The following is a 17,004-nucleotide window of genomic DNA, read 5'->3' as shown; positions in this document are numbered from 1 at the left end:
GACACGTACTGTCATCAGCAGAAGTGCTCACTTACTGAAAAGGGCTTAAGGCAAACTGTTGATCGATGTGCAGCGGCTCCGCGTCCTGCGAGCGGTGGCGGAGCACGGCAGCTTCAACCGAGCCGCCACTGCCCTGCACCTGACCCCCTCAGCCATCTCCCAGCACGTGGCCGCCCTGGAACGCAGCCTCGGTGCCCAGGTCGTCGCCCGCAGCACCCGCGGCGTCACCCTCACCCAGGCCGGTCGGATCATGGTCGGCGCCGCCGAATCGGTCGCCGCCGAACTCGAACACGCCAAACGGCGGGTCGACCAGCTCAGCACGGGTCGGGTACGGCTCACCATCGCCACCTTCACCAGCGGCGGTCGGCTCCTGCTGCCCGGCGCCCTCGCCCGGCTCATGGCAGCCCATTCCCGCACTGTGCTCCACGTCAGGGAGGGCGAGCCCGAGGACACCCTGCCGCTCGTCCGCCAGGGCGCCGTAGATGTCGCGCTCGCCTATCACTTCGACGGTCCACTGCCGGTTGGGCCGGGCCCCAGCTCCGGCATGGAGTGGATCCCACTCCTGGAAGACCCCCTGCACGTCGTTCTGCCGGAGACGCGTCGGCTCGTCGGCAGCGACGTGCTCGACCTCGCCGAGCTGGCGGCCGAACCCTGGGTGCTCGGCTGCCTGAAGACCGAGGCATACCTGCGCCGCTACGCCGAACGCGCCGGCTTCGCTCCGGAAGTGCGCGGCACCACCACCGACTACTTCTTCGCCCGCTCGCTTGTTGCCGCGGGCATGGGAATCTCTCTGATCCCTTCCATTGCGCTCGCCCCCGAGATCCCTGGCCTTCGCACCGTCCCGATCAAGCTGCCGCGGCCGATCCGGCACATCGGTGCCGTCACGATCAGCCGCAGCGACCGGCCTCATGTCACGACGCTCGTCCGTGCCCTTCGTGAACAGGCTCTGCAGCAGGGCCAGTAGGGCTCTGTCAGATGGTGACGTAAAGCTGCCACGGGGTGGGTTGTCGGCAGGTGGGGAAGGTTCCGGGGTGGGCGTCGGGCAGGCCGAATCCGTTCTTCTCGCCGACTCGCGATGAGCTGGAGTGGGTGGCCGGGGCGACGGACGGCGATGAGCATCTGCCGGCGCTGCTGCTGATGCTGAAGTCGTACCAGCGCGTGGGGTGTTTCCCGGCATGGGAGAACGTGCCGGAGCAGGTGGTGGAGTTCGTCCGGCGGCAGGTGGAACTGCCGGAGGGCACGCTGCCGCTGTACCGGACGGCCAAGCAGACCTCCGACCCCCGAGGGCCATGGCCAGGCAGCGTGAGCCCGGCGCAATGGGCACCGCGACGCTGTCCCCCGGTCGGTCGGTGATGCGATGACGGGTCGGCCCCGCGTGCCGGGCCCGCGGTCAGACCGCCGGCAACGCGCCTGCGTGCGCAGCGGCCAGTGCAACATGCACTGCCCGGTCTGCGGTCGCCTCGTCGACCGGCTCGCAAGTGAACACGAGCCGGAAGTAGATGGGCGCGGCGAGGGCCTTGAGGAGTTCGGCCGGGTCGGTGTCCGCAGGTAGTTCGCCGCGCTCAACGGCTCGGGTGACAACGGGTTCCGCCCGCCGGAACCGGTCGTCGAACAGCGCATGCTTGACTTCGGCGAACCGAGGGAGGCGTACGGCGTCCGAGAGGACGGTCGTCAGCAGAGCTCGGCCTGTCTGCGTGGTCATGGTGGCAACGAGGGAGCGGGCCAGCGCGCTCAGGTCACTCTCCACCGCCCCGGTGTCGGGGATCGGGATGTCCATCGCGAAGTGGCTGGCCAGCGCGTGGGCGACAAGGCCGTCAGAGTCTTTCCAGTGTCGGTAGATCGTCGTCTTGTGTACGCCGGCCCGTTGTGCCACGCCTTCGACGGTCAGGGCTGCGTACCCGCTCTCCGTGAGCTCGGTGATGGTCGCCGCCAGCACGGCGGCGCGCATCTTGTCGCCTCGCCCGACAACGGGGGCACGCCTTGAGGGCGACCCAGCAGATTCCATTGCAACTCCCAGTTGCGTTGATGGCTGACCATGCGACAGGATCAGACTATCGCAACTTTGAGTTGCAATGCGGCTGTGCTCCTTCGAGGCCGCAGACACCCCTGACCCGCGAATCGAGCTCCCCATGACCCAGGACTCCCGGGCCACCGCCCGAGCCTTACTGCGCGATCCCGGCAACACAGCCGCGTGCGACGACCATCGCTCCGCGAACTCGGCGCCGCAAACGATTCCGTGCATGAACTGGACACCGGACTCCATCCCTGACCAGTCGGGGCGACTGGCTGTTGTCACCGGCGCGAACAGCGGCATCGGGTATGTCACCGCTCGTGAACTCGCCCGCCGCGGCGCCCATGTCATCCTGGCCTGCCGCAGCCGCGAGCGTGGGACGGACGCAGTGGAACGGCTGCGAACCGAAGCCCCCGGCTCTCACGCCGAGCTACGCATACTCGACCTCTCCGAAGTGAAATCCGTCCGCAGTTTCGCTGAGGACTGGAGCCACGACCGGCTTGATCTCCTGGTCAACAACGCCGGCGTCGCCATGGTGCCGTTCTCCCGCACCGCCGACGGCTTCGAGTCCCAATTCGGCATCAACCACCTCGGCACGTTCGCGCTCACCGGCCTCCTCATGCCGCACCTGCTGGCCGCCGGCGACCCACGCGTGGTCACGGTCAGCAGCGAGGGCCAGCGATTCGCCCGATTCGACATGGCCAACCTCAATGCCGAACGCCGCTATCGAGCGGCGTTTGCCTACGTGCAGTCCAAGCGGGCCAATCTCTACTTCGCCATGGAACTGCAACGAAGGGCCGACACCGCCGGGTCGAGGCTACGCAGCATGGCTGTCGCCCCCGGACTCACGCGCTCCAACGTGCTCACCGGCGGCGCCAACAGCAACCGGGGTCGCATGTACGGGCTCTTCACGCGCCTGCTCCTGCGCATCGCTTTCCGCCCCACACCAGACGGCGCCAAGACCTCCCTGTACGCCTCAACCGTCCCCGATCTGCCCGGGGGGAGCTACGTCGTACCCGATGGGCCGTTCCAACTCCGCGGCGAGCCCGTCCTTCGCAGCCGGGAACGGGCTATCCAGGATTCCGCTACAGCCCACGAGCTGTGGGTGCTCTCCGAACAGCTCACCGGCGTGCACTACTCATTGCCCGCAGAACCGCCTTCTCGGAAATGAGCAGCTCCGAGAGAGCGAACACTACCGGCCGGCGACCGTCCTGCTCAGCACACAGCAGATACGCCCCACCCGTGGACTCTCCGGCGTCCGGCGCCAGCAGCGCACCCGAGGCAAGCCTCAAGCCATCGCCATGGCGCGTGCACCCGATGTCGAAGCCGAACGATGCCCGCAGCAGCAGGTCGATCTCCGGAGTGTTCCGGATCAGGCCGAGCAGATGATCACTTGAGGCCATGGCAGGGACGACAGCGAGTGCCACCGGCACGAAGGGCCCAGGGCCAACAGCACCCTCGGGCCCGGCGTGGCGCGACTGTCATGGATCGCGCCCGCCCGGTCGACGCCCACCGCGACCACTCGCGCCGGCGCCGGGCGGAAGAGCCCGGCATGCCGGCCAAGCGCGTGCTCGAGGAGATCCGCGACCTCTCACACACGGGCAGCCTCAACCCGCTCCACCAGTACGTCGGCCAGGGCCGCCTGGAAGGCGACCGAATCATGCGCTCACCGCGCCGCGTCGCCACCTGGACCGCCACACGCCCCGAGAACCTGCCGGACAAGACCCGTGCCCCAGCTCGGTGAACTCCTCGCCGCCTGCCTCCCGATGACCGCACCGGCCCCACTCGGCTGCGACTTCGCCCAACTCGTGGCCGAGCGCTGCGCATAACCTCCCGCGCCGTCACCACCGAAAGTGCGACAGAGCCGTTCATTTCACAGATCCGGTTCCGGCGCGCCGGGCACGGCCGAGGAATCCGAGCTTCCCGTTGCGGGCATTCATGATTCCAGTGTGATCCACATCACAGGGTGTGATCGACTGGGTCTGTGCAATGATTCACCGGTGCCGGAAAAGAACCGGCTGCGTCACGATGAAATCGCAATAACTTATCCCTGGCTCGGCAAGTCGTAACACTGGAGACGACGCATGCCCACGATGGTGGTTATTGGATATCGGGATGATCTTGACGAGGCACTACGGCGTCGGGGTGTGGATCCCTTCTACATCGTTCCGACTCCGGTCGTCTCGTCGGAGAAGGTGAAATTTCGCTGCGTCGCCGACATGGAGAACGTCCAGGAAGTTCTCCGCTCGGCGCTCTCCGCTCAGGCGGGCGATCCGGCAGGTGTACTCAGCGTCCATGAGATGGGTGTATTCCCGGCGGCCTGCCTGCGTGGGCAATTAAACCTTCCGGGGAATGCGGATTCACGTAAGGTCCTCAACTTCCGGGACAAGTACCTCCAGAAGAGCCTGTTGCCGCCAAAGGTGCGGCACGCGCGGTGCCGGTATCTGCCCGTGGGCACGCCCTACGAGGAGCCGGCGGCCGAGCTGGGCACCCCCTTCGTCGTCAAGCCGGCCACCGGGGCGGGTGCCCTACGCACCAGTGTCGTCCGCTCGCCCGAGGAGTACGCCCGCGCACTGGAGCCGTTCTCCGGGCGCTCGGACGTCGAGGTCGTAGCCGAGTCGTTCGTCGACGCGCCCGAGGTCTACCTCGACGGCGTCTGGCAGCACGGCACACTCCAGTGGTCGTCTCTGAGCAGCAATCACATCTCCCCGCTCAGCGCGGTGCAGGGCGGCGTCCTGGCCGCGCACGTGCTCGACCGACAACGATGTCCGGACCTCTTCGAACAGGCGGAGGCCATGGCCCGCCAGGTGCTCGCCACTCTGGAGGCACCCGACTGCGTCTTCCATATGGAGGCGTTCCATGAGCCCGACGGGCTGACGTTCGGCGAATGCGCCGTCCGGCTGCCGGGAGCCCTGTCACCCCGGGTCAATCGACTGACCTACGGCGTCGACCTCCTGGACATCGAGATCGCCCTCGCCCTCGGGGAGTCGCCCGAGCCGCCGTACGGCCACCGGACACCGGACCGATTCCACGGATATCTGCTCCTGCGTCACCCGCGCGACGGCACACTGACGCAGCAGGACTTCGAGCGTGCCTTCTCCTTCGACGAGCTGCACTACCCCTCCGCTCCCGACGCGCCGGTCGGCCCTTACGGCCGCGTCGGTCACGCCGTCGTGTCCGACGCGGACGAATCGAGGCTCGGGCGCACGATCGACGAGATCGCACGCTTCAACGAGACAGGCGGTGCCTGCGGCGGCTCGCCGCTCGCATGACGGTGGCACGGGCCCGGTCCGACCCCGGGCACGGCGCATCGTACACCGGTGTCCCAAGGGTCATTGGCCGCTGCAAGTACATGGCATCGCACCCCTGATGCGCTCGGTGAACATCTCCCGGCACGCAGCAAAAGAAATTCACGAAGCGAGTAATTGCAAAACCCTCATGATGGCCCATACTGCACGATCGGCAGCCATGTAGCCGTGTAATGAAGCATCGGATGCCAGAGGGATGGATCCCGCACTCATCGCGACGCAACACGACATTAATTCATCATTTCGGCAGTGGTGACTCTGGAGACGACGCATGCCCACGACGGTCGTTGTCGAATACCGGGAAGGTCTCGATCAGGCCCTGCGGTGCCGAGGCCTGGAACCCTTTTACATCACGCCCGCACCCCTGCACTTACAGGACAGGAAGGACAATCGCTGCGTCGCGGACATGGACAACGCGCAGGAAGTCTTACGGACGGCGCTCCCCGCCGGTCTCCGCGACCTGGCCGGCGTCATCAGCGTCCGTGATTTCGGAGTCCTCACGGCGGCCCATGTGCACCGGCAGTTGAATCTTCCCGGAAATTCCGAATCCCAGAGAGTTCTCCTTTTCCGGGACAAGTACCTGCAGAAGAGCCGGATCCCGCCGGACGTCCGGCGCGCGCGGGCCCGTCATGTCTCCGGGGCACGCCCTACGCGGAACTCCCCGAGGAACTGGGGACACCGTTCGTCGTCGAACGGGCCATCGGCGCGGGCTCGCTGCGCACCGAGGTCGTCCGCCCCCGCCGAGGAGCACCATCGCGCGCTGAAGCCGTTGCCCGGAGGGTCGGACGTCGACGCGGTCGCCAAGTCGTTCGTCGACGCCCCCGAGATCTACATGGACGGCATCCGGCAGGACGGCGGCATGCACTGGCGTTCCCTGACCCGCTGTCACGGTTCGCCGCTGAGCACCGTGCACGGTCCGGTCCTCGCGGCCCCTACGGTCGCGTCGACGAGGCGATCGTCTTCGAAGGCCCGGACGAGCGGCGGCTGAGCCGCACGATCGCAGAGATCGCCCGGTCCAACGAGACCGGCGGGGCGTAGGGCCCCGGCGTGGACAGACCCACATCCCGGCGCCGCAGCGACTCCCACCGGCACATGGCCCGCACGCGGACCGCCGCCCGCCGAACCCGGCCGCGACCGTGTGCCACGCACCGCCCGCGGCGGGCACCGTCCCACCCCGGACTCACCGGGCCTCACCGCTCGCGGACACCACCCACTCCTCCGCCAGTACGTGCGCGCCGATCCACCCAGTTCAGTCCCACCTCGATCGGGGGTCTTCACTGCCATGTCGGACATACGTCACGCCACAAGCGTCACGACGCTTCCGCATCTCCTCGAACGCGCCGCCCAGGACACCACGCGCGGCGTCACCTTCGTGGACGGTCCGTTCGTCTCCTACGCCGACCTGCGCGAAGGCGCCCTGAGAATCGCCCAGGGCCTGCGCAGCAGGGGTACCGCTCCGGGGGACCGCGTCCTGGTCGCGGCCGGCGATCCCGAGAGCTTCCTCCGTGCCTTCTGGGGTTGCCTGCACGCGGGCGCCGTGCCCTGCCCGATCGCCCCGCCCGCCGATCCCTCCCGCCTGCGCCCGCAGCTGGAGCACCTGCGCGGCCTCCTCGGCGACCCGCTGGTCGTCGTGCCGAAGGCACACGACGATCTGCCCGACGTCGGTATGACCACGGTGACGGTGGAGGAGCTTGACGCCGCCCCGACCGAGCCCGAGCGCATCCACGCGGCCGCCCCGGACGACCTCGCCCTGCTGATGCTCACCTCCGGGTCGACCGGATCGAGCAAGGCGGTCCGGCTCACCCACGCGAACCTTCTCGCGGCGCAGGCCGGGAAGTCGGGGGCGCTGGACCTGGGGCCAACCGACACCATGATGAACTGGATCTCCGCCGACCACATCGCGGCCATCGAGGCGCACCTGCTGCCGATGCGCAACGGCGCGGACCAGGTCATCGCCACCCCGGCCACCGTGCTGGCCGAACCGGTCGCGCTGCTACGGCTCCTGACGTCCCATCAGGTGCGGGTGACGTTCACCCCCAACTTCCTGTTCGGTCAGATCAACCAGGCCCTCGCACGGACGGCCGGGACCGTGTCCGGCATCGATCTCTCGCGGATCCGGTACATCGTCTCCGGCGGCGAGGCGACCGTGACCGCCACCGTGCGGTCGTTCCTGGACGCCCTGGCCCCCTACGGACTGCGCCCCGACGTGGTGGTGCCCGCGTTCGGGATGACCGAGACCTGCGCGGGCAGTGTGTTCAACCGCGAGTTCACCGACCGTGACCTCGGCGAGGAGTTCCCGCCGCTCGGCCACCCGGTCGAGGGGCTGCGCATCCGTATCGCCGACGGGACCGGCACCGTTCTCTCCTCGAGCGACCGTCCCGCCTCGGCGGTGTCCGGCGAGGTGCAGCTACGCGGAACCATGGTGACCGGCGGGTATTTCGGCAACCCCGCTGCCACCGCCGAGGCATTCACCGACGACGGCTGGTTCCGCACCGGCGACCTGGGCAGGATCGACGCCGACGGGCGGCTGACCCTCATCGGCCGCACCAAGGACTCCATCATCGTCAACGGGGTCAACTATTACAGCCACGACCTCGAAGCGGTCCTCGACGAACTCGACGGCGTCCGACGCGGGCAGGTCACCGCCTTCCCGATCCGGCCCGAGGGCGCCGACTCCGAACAGCTCGCCGTCGCCTTCGTGCCGGCCGACGCCTCAGCGGACGAGACGACCCTCTACCGCACGCTCGTCGCGGTACGCAGCTCCACGGTGATGCACTGGGGATTCCGTCCTCAGCTGATCCTGCCCGTCGCCGAGACGCAGATCCCGCGCGGCAACCTCGGCAAGGTCCAGCGGTCCCGGCTGCGCACGGCCGTCGAGTCCGGGGCGCTGGACTCGGCGGCCCGGCGCGCCCAGGAGGTGACCGGCCGCTTCCTCGGCGGCCACGTGGAGCCGGCGGACGAGGAGGAGACCATCCTGGCCCAGGTGTTCGCCGAGGTGCTGAACGTCGAGCGGGTCCCCGTCACCGCGAGCTTCTTCGACCTGGGCGGCACCTCGCTCGACGTCCTGCGGCTCAAACTCGGCGTCCAGAACGCTTTCGGCCTCGACGACCTCCCCATGGCGACGCTCCTGCAGGCCCCGAGCGTGCGGGCGCTGACCGCCCGCCTGGCCTCGGCGTCCGGCGCGGGCGGCGACGCCGCCTACGACCCGCTGGTGCCGCTCCAGGTCACCGGCGAGGGGACCCCGCTGTTCTGCGTCCACCCGGGCCTCGGCGAGGTACTGGTCTTCGTCAACCTCGCCAAGTACTTCTCCGGGGAGCGTCCGTTCCACGCGCTGCGGGCGCGAGGCTTCGGGCAGGAGGAGTCGCACTTCACCTCCTTCGACGAGATGGTCGGGGCTTATGTCGCGGCGATCCGCCGGACCCGCCCGAGCGGCCCGTACGCCGTGGCGGGCTACTCCTACGGCGGAGCCGTGGCGTTCGAGATCGCCAAGCGTCTGGAGGCCGACGGCGAGAGGGTCGACTTCGTCGGCATCTTCAACCTTCCCCCGCGCATCTCCGGCCGAATGAACGAGATCACCTTCACCGACGGCGCCATCAACCTGGCGCTGTTCCTCGAACTCATCAACCCCACCGACATCCACGAACTGACCACCGCCCTACGTGTGTTGCCCGAGGCGGACCAGCTCGCCCACCTCGTCGCGTGCGCCCCGCCCGGACGGCTGGCCGAACTCGACCTGAACGTCGAACGGTTCGGCGCCTGGGTGCACCTGGCGCAGAGCATGGTGCACCTGGGACGCGACTACGAGCCGTCCGGCACGGTCGAACGGGTGCGGGTCTTCTATTGCACCCCGCTCAAGGGCACCAAGCAGGAGTGGCTGGACGGCCAGCTGCGCGACTGGGACGAGTTCACCCGCGAGACGAACAACTACATCGAGGTGGACGGAGAGCACTACACGCTGATGAGCCCCCAGCACGTCCAGAGCTTCCAGGCGACCCTGCGCAGGGAACTGACCCGCGCGCTGGACCGATGACCCGCCGGGCCACCTCCGACACGACCAGGAGCGACTGACCATGCAAGGCAAGAAGATTCTCGTCACCGGCGCCACCGGACAGGTCGCGCGACCCGTGGCCGAGGCGCTCGCCGCCGACAACGAGGTGTGGTGCCTCGGCCGGTTCGGCGACGCCGAGGCCCGCAAGGCGCTGGAGACCGCCGGTGCCCGTACCGTCCTCTGGGACATGGCCCGCGACGAACTCGTCGGCCTGCCGAAGGACTTCACCCATGTGCTGCACTCGGCCGTCCACCGGGGCGACGGCCATGACTTCGAGGACACCGCCCGTGTCAACGCGGTGAGCACCGCGCGCCTGATGACGCACTGCGCCGATGCCGAGGCGTTCCTCTATGTGTCCTCCGGAGTCGTCTACAACCGGGCGGACGCGACCCACCGCTACCGGGAGAGCGACCCGCTCGGCGGCGCAGCCCCGTGGCTCCCCACGTACCCCGTCGCCAAGATCACGGCCGAGGGCGTGGCCCGCGGCCTCGCCGAGAGTCTGCGACTGCCGACGGTCATCGCCCGGCTGAACATCGCCTACGGCCCGTACGGGCACGGCGGCGTGCCGATGATCCTCTTCGAGCAGCTGCGGAGCGGCCGGGCCTGCGCGGTACCGCGCGAGGGCCAGAACTACTGCAACCTGCTCCACACCGATGACGTCGTCCGTCAGGTGCCGCTGCTGTGGGCGGCCGCCCGCACGCCTGCTCAGGTGGTGAACTGGGGCGGAGACGAAGAGGTCGGCATGACCGACCTGATCGGGTACATGTCCGCTCTCACCGGCGTTCCGGCCCGGCTCGACCGCGAGTCGCCCAGCCGCGAGACGGCGATCTTCGACCACCGCGTCCGCCGCGGCCTCATCGGCGACTGCACCGTCGACTGGCGGCCGGGCATCGCTCGCACGCTGGCCGAGATGTTCGTGGAGTACCGCGACCGTATCGAGGCGCACCTCGCCACCGACGAGGGCGTGACGTCCGGCTCCGCCGAGGGAGTGGAGGGCGGCGATGCGTAGGGAATCGGATGTCATCGAGTTGCAACGCGTCCTGTGCGCCGCGCTGGGGTCCGGCCGGCCGGTCGGCGCGCCGCGCCGACTCGGTCTGCACCACGAGCGGTTCACAGGGGCCGACGCGTCCGACCCGCAGCGCCCCGCCTTGATCGGAGGAATCCCCCACGGCCCGAGCAGTCCCGCTCCCATCCTGCCGGCGGTGAACGAACTCATCGGCACAGCGAAGGAGTTGGGCGTCGAACAGATTCTCGTGCCCTACGTGCGCCGCACCGACGACACCGGGCCGCTGCGCGCGGCCGGGTTCGTCGCCGCCGCCGCGGGAAGCGAGGGGCTCGTACGGCTGCCCGGCGAGGTGGCCGACGTGCTGCGCAGCCGGGTCGGCGAGCAGCGGCTCGGCGAACTGCGCGCCCGCCACGACGAGTACCGGGAGCTGAGCTGGGAGCTGATCCGGCTCTGCGACCTGCCTCGGCAGCCCGCGGCGCGCGAGGCGTTCGCCGCCCTCCATCAGCAAGGGGGCGGGCGCGGCGCGCTCTGGGGCGCCGAGGCGCTCGACGCCCTGGCCCAGGGGGCCCTGGCGGACCGCGCCGACCTGCTCGTGCGCCGCCGCGGCTTCGACGTCGTACAGGCCGGGCTCCTTGTCCGCTCGCACAACGGGCGCGGGATCTACAGCCTCGCCCAGGCCCTGGCCCCGGACACTCCGGCCGCACGGCAGGCCCTGTACGAGGCATCCCTGTACGAGCTGTATCTGCACGCCCGACGCACCGGCCTGGAGTGGGTCCACCTGGGGCCCGGCGACGCCGAGCGGGCGCGGTCCCTGGGTGCCGACCAGTTCGTCCCCCTCGACCACTGGCTGCTAGCCCCCGGCGTGGGCGCCGAGCCTGAGAAACCTGCGGAAGTCGAAGTGTCGGCCTTCGCCACCGAACCGGTCGCCGCGGTGCCCGTCCCGGGTCCGGCACGCTTCCGCGGCCGGCCCAAGTTCGACCTGCTCGACCTCTCCGGCAACACCAACCCGTTCCTCGGGGCGGACGGGCGGTATCCCGAACTCGACACGGCCGAGTTGGCCCGTACGTATCTGACGACCGTCGGACGGCTGCCCGGACACGGGGGCCTCGGTGAACTGGGCGCCGAGTACGCCCTGTTCACCAGCGGGGCCGTCGACGCCGTCATGCTGCTCCTCACCGCGCTGACCTCACCGGGCGAGGCGGTCTGTGTCACCCCTCCGACCTTCGAGCTGTACGCGCACTTCGCCCGCGTGCTGCGGCTGCCCGTGGTCGAGGCGCCGCTGCTCGGCGACGACCTGGCGCGGCTGGACGTCGAACGGATCCTGGCGGCCGACCCGCGCGTGACGTTCCTGTGCGACCCCAACAATCCGGTCGGCACCAGGCTCGACCCGGAGCAGGTGCTCGAACTGGTCACCCGCAGCCGGGGCCTGGTCGTGATCGACGAGGCGTACGTGGAGTTCAGCGCGGGGGCCTCGTACGCCCCGCTCATCGCCCGGCACGACAACCTCATCGTGCTCAGGACGCTCTCCAAGGCGTGGGGACTGGCCGGGGCCCGCTGCGGTGTCGCTCTGGCACAACCGGGGCTCGTCGACGCCCTGCGCCGGGTACAGGTGCCCTTCGGGTTCACCAACGCCTCGCAGTGGGCGGTACGCGACCGGCTCACCAACTCCGCGCGGGTGCTGGACAGCGTCCGGCGCATCCTGTCGGAGCGGGACCGGATGGCCGGTGCGCTCGCCCAGCACCCGGCCGTGGAGCGGGTGTTCCCCTCCGAGGCCAACTTCCTCCTGGTCCGCACGCACGAGCACGAACGCGTCATGGAGCAGCTGCGCGGCGCCGGGATCATGGTTGCCGACACCGCCCGGCTGGTCCCCGACACCTGCCGTGTCTCCGTCGCCGACGAGCGGTCCGGCGACACCCTGCTCGACGCCTTGTCCCGTGTGCGGTGAACCGCCGGCCGACCGTCGCGCCACCAGCACCCCGAGACCGAAAGGACCGGACCGTGGGTAACCGCCCCCAGACCGACCCCCCGGTGCACGACCGCCGGCTGACCAGCGAGGTCGTCGCCGAGAACTACGACCGCTGGAGCCCTCCTCTGCACGCGGACTTCGCCGCCAACGAGCACAACGGCCGCGTCGGCGGCACCCTGCTGGTCGACACCGAGAGCCTGCGCGTCTGGGAGACGCGCCTCGAACCGGGCGAGCGCCTCCCCGTCCACCGTCATGTCCTCGACTACCACTGGATCGCCCTCACCGACGGTCGCGCCCGCCAGCACATGAGCGACGGCACCAGCCGGGAGATCTCCTATGCGCGCGGGCAGACGAGGTACTTCACCGTCGCCGACGGCGGACATCACCTGCACGACCTGAAGAACATCGGCGACGAGGTGCTGGCCTTCCTGACCATCGAGTCCAAGGACGGCCCGAACGAGCCGATCGACCTTCCGCTGGGCCCGTGACGCCGGCCGCGGGGCCGTGTCGCAACCATCGTCGCCAGGGAGGCTGAACCACCGTGATCGTGCTCGGATACAACGGATTCACCAGGGGCGCCGAGATCTTCGGGCGCCTGTTCGGGGCGACCGGCGTCGCCCGCAACCTGCTCGTGGGCCACGACGCGTCGGCGGCGCTCGTGGTCGACGGCGAACTGATCGCCGCCGTCGAGGAGGAACGGCTCAGTCGCGTCAAGAAGAGCTCCGACTTCCCCGCCCGAGCGATCCAGTGGTGCCTGGACTTCGCCGGCATCCCCCTCGACCAGGTGGACGTGGTCGCCTTCCCTTGGCGTTTCTCGCCCGAGGTGGCCGACGAGATGATCGCCCAGGTCGCCAAGGGCGATCGGCCGCCCGCCGAGAAGTTCGACATCCTGAGGCGCGCCGGCGAGCTCTACACCGACATGGTCAGCCGTGAGGCGATCCACGACGACTTCGTCCAGCGCACCGGCCATGACCTCGACCCCAACAAGCTGGTCCTGGTACCCCATCATCTGGCCCATCTGACGTGCGGCGCCCATCTGGCCGGGGGCGGGGACGCGGCATTCCTGGTGAGCGACGGACGGGCCGAGACCCTGTCCTCGGTGATGGGCGAAGTGCGCGACGGCGTGGTGCGCGTCTTCGACGACAGCACCATCCCGATGACCAGTTCGCTCGGCGTGGCCTACGGACGGATCACCCGCTACCTCGGGTTCGTGCCCAACAACGACGAATACAAGGTGATGGGCCTGGCCGCCTACGGTGCGTCGCCGCGTCGCAACCCCTTGCTGGAGCGCTGCGTACGGCTTCATGAGAACGGCACGTACACCATCTCCATCCCCATGGACGTGACGGCGTACTACGCGCTGTTCGACGACCTGTTCGACGGAGACAGCGAGAAGCGCGAGGAGTTCGACTTCCGGGTGAAGGTCGCCGCCATGGCCCAGCACATGGTGGAGGCCGTCACCGCGCACCAAGTGCGGGCGCTGACGGCCTCCTCCGGTCTGGACACCCTCCTCTTCGAGGGCGGTCTCGCATTGAACTGCGTGGCCAATACCAAGATGTTGGAACGCTCGTCGTTCACCGGCATGGAGGTCAGTTTCGGCGCGAGCGACCCGGGGGTCGCCATCGGCGCGGCCGTGTACACGGCCGGGCTCAGAAACCGCCCCGCCGACGCCGCCACCACGCCCTACCTCGGGCCCTCCTACGACGAGCCGCACATCCTGGGGGCACTGGAGGAGTACGCCGACCGCGTCGAGTGGCAGGAGGAGGCCGACATCGAGGCGGTCACCGAGCGCACGGCGGGGCTGCTGTCCGAGAAGAACGTCGTGGCCTGGTTCCAGGGGCGCACCGAGTACGGGCCACGTGCTCTGGGCAACCGCAGCATCCTTGCCAACCCGGCCTTCCCCGAGATCAAGGACATCATCAACGTCCGGGTCAAGCACCGTGAGCCCTTCCGCCCCTTCGCCCCGGTCGTCCTCGAGTCCGAAGCGCCCAGGGTGTTCGACCTGGGCAAGAAGACCTCGTCGCCGTACATGACGTTCGTCTTCCCGGTCCGCGAGGAGTACCGCGAGCGGATACCCGGAGCCTGCCACGTCGACGGCACCGCGCGCGTGCAGACGGTCGACGACCGCCAGAACCCGGTCCTGGCACGCCTTCTGCGCGCTTTCACAGACCGGACCGGCGTGCCCTGCCTCCTCAACACGTCCTTCAACGTGGCCGGTGAGCCCATCGTCTGCTCGCCGCGCGACGCTCTGGAGTGCCTCCTCGCCACGGAGATCGACCATCTGGTCATCGACCGCTTCGTGATCACCAAGAAGTCCGGCTGACCCCGGCGCCCCCGTTCCCGCGGCGAGCCGGGCGGATGCGAGGCCCACGGCGGCCGACACACCCACCGTCCGGCCCCGCCCCGCTCGCCGCAGGCCCGGAACCACTGGCCCGTCACAGCCTCCGTCCGTCCATCCGGGTCGCCCGCACGGTCCCGTCGCCTCGGCAGACATGAGCGCGTCGGCGAACGTCCCGACCAGGACCTCGCCGGCCGGAGGCGCCCGCAGCAGGGTGGAGAACCGGGTCACCGACCCAGCCACCGCGCGGACCGAAGCGCCACCGGGACGTGGAGATTCCTCCAGAACCGTCACTCGGGAACAAGGCCAAGGCGCCGGCATGGCTGAACGGGCGTACCGTGCGTCCTACCGCGAGGTTCCCCGAGCAGGGCTGATGCGGGTCGACAGAACCCCGGTCGGGCCGCCTACGGAGCGGCCGGTCGCACCTGCTCGGCGGTCTCCTGCGGGTCCACCATGCGCATGACCTCGCCGGGTCCGCGCGAGGTGTGTTCCTCGACGGTGTGGAAGCGCACCTCGTGGCCGTCGGGGTCATGCAGCATCGGCAGCACCCATCCGCGCGGGCCGCGCCAGACGCCGCCGTGCGGCTGACCAAGGGCTTCCAGGCGGGCGGCGAGCGTCTCGATCGCGGCGCTGTCGGGCACCCCGATCGCGAAGTAGTCGAAGCCGGCGGCGGCCTCGGCCCGGCTCGGGTCGAGCCGCAGCGCCAGGTCCGGTCCGCCGGCCGGATGGCTCAGCGCGACTCCGGTCAACACACCCTGTTCGACGAACTCGGCTGCCCGCCGGTAGCCGAGTACGCGCCCGTACCACGCCTCGGAGCGCGCGAGATCGCGTACCGGCAGCTTCAGGTGGTGGACGCCGGCGAGGATCGGGATGTCAGCTTCCACGTTCATGGCTCACCTCGGGGCGGGTCGGCTCGGTACGCAGGAGTCGAGGTCGATCGTGACCAGCTTGCCCTCCTCGTCCAGTGTTCCGCACCCGCAGCAGTGTGTTCACCTCTGTCAGCGGGCTCTCCAGCCCAGGCGCCCCGGGGCCGGTCTTCAACTCGGTGAAGACCGGCCGGCCGCCGCCCACCGCTCCGTCGCCGCTCGGCTTCCGGCCGCTCTCGCCGCCGGGTGGCATGCAGGCGCTGCGGTCCATGGGGCCGTCGGGAGTCAGTCCTCGGCCCGCTGGGTGACCGGTGCGTCGGTGCGGTCGCCGGGGAATTCGTACCAGCGGCGCCGCAGACAGACGTACTGCACATCGGCCTGTACCAGCTGCATGAACCCGGAGATCATCTCGGCGAGCCGCTCCTGCGCTTCGGGGCGTGCGAGCCGGCCGTCCTCGGTGAAGCCTTCGTGCGCGCGGGACAGGCTGAACATGTCGGGGTAGACCCGCGTTCCCAGGTGCTCCAACGGGATCCGCAGCGCCCACAGGCCGCGGTTGCCACCGATCAGCGACGGGGAGGCCGACAGCAGCAGTGCGTGCCTGGTCTTGAACGGCTGCGGTCGTACCCGTGACACCCAGTCGATGGCGTTCTTGAGCAGCCCCGGGACGGAGCCGTTGTACTCGGGAGACGAGATCACGAACGCATCGCAGCGCTTGATCCGCTCACACAAGGCCAGAGCACCCGCGGGCAGCCCCTCGGCGGCCTCCACATCCCCGTCGTACAACGGCATGTCAAAATCGCGCATGCTGGCCAAATCGACGTCGGCACCGGCCTCGGCAACCAGGTCGGACGCCAGCGAGGCCAACTGAGCGTTGGTGGAACCGGCGCGCCGGGCCGCACCGAATACAAGGACCCGAACGGGAGTCGGGCCAACGTCCGTGGTCATTTTGTGGTCCCTTCCGGCGAGCGGGGTGCCCTCGGCGGACAGTTTTTCGTGGCCCCGGCCTGCCGCACGCGACGACACGCTTGCGGCCGACGGCGTCACCCTTGAGGCGGTCCCAGGCCGATCCATGGTCGTGCCAGTGGGTGGGCAGGCAGCAAGATCCGGCCCGCTCAGGCCTACGGTTCGTCCTGAGCCCGTCCCGCCTTCCAAGCGCGGAGCCGAGACGGTCATCGGCGTCCCCCTCGGAGCCCCCATGCCCCTCCCACCGCAGGTGAGTCCACCCACCGAGACCGCCGCGCCGCCGACGGAACTCTCCCCGAGGACCGCCTGAGGCGCATCGACGTGGCGATCCGTCGTACGTCGGCCGGGCCCTGCCGACGGTCCGCATGCGCTATAGTTGATCTTGCCAGTTCGCCGCAACTCGCGGTGACTGTTGCTGCGTTGGTGGTCCAAGGAAAGACGCCCCGCTTCCCGCGGGGAAATGCAGGTGCAAGGCCTGCCCAGCGCTCGCCCACGAAG

15 protein-coding genes are annotated in these 17,004 nt (G+C 69.5%); 11 read left to right on the top strand and 4 right to left on the bottom strand.

Annotated features, from left to right (window positions below):
* Window positions 1-58 precede the first annotated feature (58 nt).
* Window positions 59-964, top strand: a complete 906-nt coding sequence (locus ACIRP2_RS28185; protein WP_404255007.1) for a LysR family transcriptional regulator — start codon at window positions 59-61, stop codon at window positions 962-964.
* Window positions 965-999: 35 nt separating this feature from the next.
* On the top strand, window positions 1,000-1,353 hold the full coding sequence (locus tag ACIRP2_RS28180) for a DUF4158 domain-containing protein (RefSeq protein ID WP_404255005.1): 354 nt from the start codon (window positions 1,000-1,002) through the stop codon (window positions 1,351-1,353).
* 37 nt (window positions 1,354-1,390) lie between these two features.
* Here the strand turns inward: ACIRP2_RS28180 and ACIRP2_RS28175 are convergent, their stop codons facing one another.
* Window positions 1,391-1,948 carry a TetR/AcrR family transcriptional regulator gene (locus ACIRP2_RS28175; RefSeq protein ID WP_404255003.1) on the bottom strand — a complete coding sequence of 186 codons (558 nt, stop codon included), beginning with the start codon at window positions 1,946-1,948 and terminating at the stop codon, window positions 1,391-1,393.
* A 292-nt stretch (window positions 1,949-2,240) separates the two neighbouring features.
* Between ACIRP2_RS28175 and ACIRP2_RS28170 the strand changes: the two genes are divergently transcribed.
* Window positions 2,241-3,182 carry an oxidoreductase gene (locus tag ACIRP2_RS28170; protein WP_404255001.1) on the top strand — a complete coding sequence of 314 codons (942 nt, stop codon included), beginning with the start codon at window positions 2,241-2,243 and terminating at the stop codon, window positions 3,180-3,182.
* Here ACIRP2_RS28170 and ACIRP2_RS28165 read toward each other — a convergent pair.
* On the bottom strand, window positions 3,133-3,414 hold the full coding sequence (locus tag ACIRP2_RS28165) for a hypothetical protein (RefSeq protein ID WP_404254999.1): 282 nt from the start codon (window positions 3,412-3,414) through the stop codon (window positions 3,133-3,135). The two genes, ACIRP2_RS28170 and ACIRP2_RS28165, sit on opposite strands and share 50 nt — an antisense overlap.
* 80 nt (window positions 3,415-3,494) lie before the next feature.
* Between ACIRP2_RS28165 and ACIRP2_RS28160 the strand changes: the two genes are divergently transcribed.
* The 8 genes from ACIRP2_RS28160 (at window position 3,495) to ACIRP2_RS28125 (ending at window position 14,662) form a co-directional block, all read left to right on the top strand.
* The gene (locus ACIRP2_RS28160) at window positions 3,495-3,755 is read left to right on the top strand and encodes a hypothetical protein (RefSeq protein ID WP_404254997.1); all 261 of its coding nucleotides are present in this window, start codon (window positions 3,495-3,497) and stop codon (window positions 3,753-3,755) included.
* 403 nt (window positions 3,756-4,158) lie between these two features.
* Window positions 4,159-5,283, top strand: coding sequence for an acetyl-CoA carboxylase biotin carboxylase subunit family protein (locus ACIRP2_RS28155; protein ID WP_404254995.1), 1,125 nt, complete (start codon window positions 4,159-4,161; stop codon window positions 5,281-5,283).
* Window positions 5,284-5,590: 307 nt separating this feature from the next.
* Window positions 5,591-6,307, top strand: a complete 717-nt coding sequence (locus tag ACIRP2_RS28150) for a hypothetical protein (RefSeq protein WP_404254994.1) — start codon at window positions 5,591-5,593, stop codon at window positions 6,305-6,307.
* Between the two features lie 294 nt (window positions 6,308-6,601).
* A complete protein-coding gene (locus tag ACIRP2_RS28145) occupies window positions 6,602-9,349 on the top strand; it encodes an alpha/beta fold hydrolase (RefSeq protein WP_404254992.1) in 2,748 nt (915 codons plus the stop codon).
* A 40-nt stretch (window positions 9,350-9,389) separates the two neighbouring features.
* Window positions 9,390-10,376: an NAD-dependent epimerase/dehydratase family protein gene (locus ACIRP2_RS28140; protein WP_404254990.1), complete on the top strand. Its 987-nt coding sequence runs from the start codon at window positions 9,390-9,392 to the stop codon at window positions 10,374-10,376.
* Window positions 10,369-12,318 carry a pyridoxal phosphate-dependent aminotransferase gene (locus tag ACIRP2_RS28135; protein WP_404254988.1) on the top strand — a complete coding sequence of 650 codons (1,950 nt, stop codon included), beginning with the start codon at window positions 10,369-10,371 and terminating at the stop codon, window positions 12,316-12,318. The genes ACIRP2_RS28140 and ACIRP2_RS28135 overlap by 8 nt, the downstream gene beginning before the upstream one ends.
* A gap of 53 nt (window positions 12,319-12,371) precedes the next feature.
* Window positions 12,372-12,827, top strand: a complete 456-nt coding sequence (locus ACIRP2_RS28130) for a hypothetical protein (protein ID WP_404254986.1) — start codon at window positions 12,372-12,374, stop codon at window positions 12,825-12,827.
* Window positions 12,828-12,880: 53 nt separating this feature from the next.
* Window positions 12,881-14,662, top strand: a complete 1,782-nt coding sequence (locus ACIRP2_RS28125; RefSeq protein ID WP_404254984.1) for a carbamoyltransferase — start codon at window positions 12,881-12,883, stop codon at window positions 14,660-14,662.
* 419 nt (window positions 14,663-15,081) lie between these two features.
* Here the strand turns inward: ACIRP2_RS28125 and ACIRP2_RS28120 are convergent, their stop codons facing one another.
* Together ACIRP2_RS28120 and ACIRP2_RS28115 are read right to left on the bottom strand one after the other, a co-directional pair.
* On the bottom strand, window positions 15,082-15,567 hold the full coding sequence (locus tag ACIRP2_RS28120) for a VOC family protein (RefSeq protein WP_404254982.1): 486 nt from the start codon (window positions 15,565-15,567) through the stop codon (window positions 15,082-15,084).
* Between the two features lie 261 nt (window positions 15,568-15,828).
* The gene (locus ACIRP2_RS28115) at window positions 15,829-16,488 is read right to left on the bottom strand and encodes an NADPH-dependent FMN reductase (protein WP_404254980.1); all 660 of its coding nucleotides are present in this window, start codon (window positions 16,486-16,488) and stop codon (window positions 15,829-15,831) included.
* Window positions 16,489-17,004: the final 516 nt, after the last annotated feature.

This window comes from Streptomyces sp. NPDC101194 (genome assembly GCF_044767885.1).
In the GTDB taxonomy this organism is placed as follows: Bacteria; Actinomycetota; Actinomycetes; order Streptomycetales; family Streptomycetaceae; genus Streptomyces.
The sequence above is the reverse complement of the archived record's forward strand: the minus strand, read 5'-3'. Positions and strand labels throughout refer to the sequence as shown.

Coding starts and splice junctions, on each gene's coding strand:
- ACIRP2_RS28175 (WP_404255003.1), bottom strand. CDS start 1,948: ATGCGCGCCGCCGTGCTGGCGGCGACCATCACCGAGCTCACGGAGAGC.
- ACIRP2_RS28170 (WP_404255001.1), top strand. CDS start 2,241: ATGAACTGGACACCGGACTCCATCCCTGACCAGTCGGGGCGACTGGCT.
- ACIRP2_RS28165 (WP_404254999.1), bottom strand. CDS start 3,414: ATGGCCTCAAGTGATCATCTGCTCGGCCTGATCCGGAACACTCCGGAG.
- ACIRP2_RS28160 (WP_404254997.1), top strand. CDS start 3,495: ATGGATCGCGCCCGCCCGGTCGACGCCCACCGCGACCACTCGCGCCGG.
- ACIRP2_RS28150 (WP_404254994.1), top strand. CDS start 5,591: ATGCCCACGACGGTCGTTGTCGAATACCGGGAAGGTCTCGATCAGGCC.
- ACIRP2_RS28145 (WP_404254992.1), top strand. CDS start 6,602: ATGTCGGACATACGTCACGCCACAAGCGTCACGACGCTTCCGCATCTC.
- ACIRP2_RS28140 (WP_404254990.1), top strand. CDS start 9,390: ATGCAAGGCAAGAAGATTCTCGTCACCGGCGCCACCGGACAGGTCGCG.
- ACIRP2_RS28135 (WP_404254988.1), top strand. CDS start 10,369: ATGCGTAGGGAATCGGATGTCATCGAGTTGCAACGCGTCCTGTGCGCC.
- ACIRP2_RS28120 (WP_404254982.1), bottom strand. CDS start 15,567: ATGAACGTGGAAGCTGACATCCCGATCCTCGCCGGCGTCCACCACCTG.
- ACIRP2_RS28115 (WP_404254980.1), bottom strand. CDS start 16,488: ATGACCACGGACGTTGGCCCGACTCCCGTTCGGGTCCTTGTATTCGGT.